Below are 1,130 nucleotides of genomic sequence, written 5' to 3' on the forward strand. Positions count from 1 at the left end.
CCGTAGGCGTCCAGGACGGCGGCGAGGCCGGGATCGGTGCGCTGCGTGCTGCGAGCCCCGCTCATACTTTGACCTCCGCTCATGTTCTGGCCGCCGTGTGCCGCAGGGCGCTGGTGATGGCGGCGACGGTGGGATGCCCGGCGGCGACGGCGCCGAGCACGTGGTCGAAGTCGCTCAACGCCGTGCGGATCTGCGGCGGGGTGAACGTGCCGCATTGATAGGTGAGGGTGCCGGCCAGGGCGCCGTCCTGCTCTTGGAGGACCCAGCGCTGTTCGATGACTGTTGGAGCCATCCGCCGGCTGGTCTCTTCCAGGTCGATGTCCTGGCAGTGGACGCCGTCCAGCGTGAGCGTGCCGGCGCGCATGGTGTTGAGCGCGAGGGTGACCTGATACAGCGGGACGGCGGCTGGGTGCAGTTCCTGCTTGAGGTCCTGGATCGGCAGGGCCTGGTGTTCGACGGCCTCGCGTACGGCGGTGTTGGCGGCCTCGGTCAGCTGGGCGGCGGTCAGCTCGGGGTGCACGCGCAGCCGGATGACGGCGGTGTTGACGAAGTAGCCGATCAGGTGCTCGGTGTCCGGCCGGGCCCGGTTGGCGATCATCATGCCGATGCGGATGTCGGTGGCTGCGCTTTGGTGGTGCAGGAGCAGGGCGAGCGCGGCGAGGATCGGGCCGGCGAGCGGGCCGCGGGCGCCGCCGCGCGCGCGGGCGCGTAGGGCGAGTACGGCCGGGGCCGGTATGTGAACGCGTTCGACGGCCACGGGGCGGCTCCCGGCGTGGTGCTGGGGCGGCGTGGCGGCGAAGGTGAGGGCGGGGCCGAGCCGGTTCAGGCGGTCGCTCCAGTAGGCGAGCTGGCGGCCCAGCTGCTCGTTGCGGCGTTCCGTGTGCATGTCGCGGCTTACGGCGGCGAAGGTGCGGGGGAGCGCGGGCAGGCAGGCGGGGCGGCCGGCGCGGGCGGCGTTGTAGAGCTCGGCGAGGTCGCGGTAGAGGACACCGATCGACCAGCCGTCGCTGATGAAGTGGTGGATTTGCAGGAGCAGGACGTGCCGGTGCTCGCCGAGGCGGATCAGGTGGGTGCGAAACAGCGGGTCGCTGCGTGGGTCGACGTGCAGCGGCCGGCTGTGGGCCAGGAGC

The 1,130-nt window shown here is 72.0% G+C and carries 1 protein-coding gene; it reads right to left on the minus strand.

Features of this window, described 5'->3' with window-relative positions:
• Window positions 1–79: 79 nt before the first annotated feature.
• On the minus strand, window positions 80–1,130 hold a 1,051-nt coding region (locus AB0J09_RS65435), incomplete at its 5' end, for a condensation domain-containing protein (RefSeq protein WP_360714649.1).

The organism is Nonomuraea sp. NPDC049784, assembly GCF_040659615.1.
Classification (GTDB): Bacteria; Actinomycetota; Actinomycetes; order Streptosporangiales; family Streptosporangiaceae; genus Nonomuraea.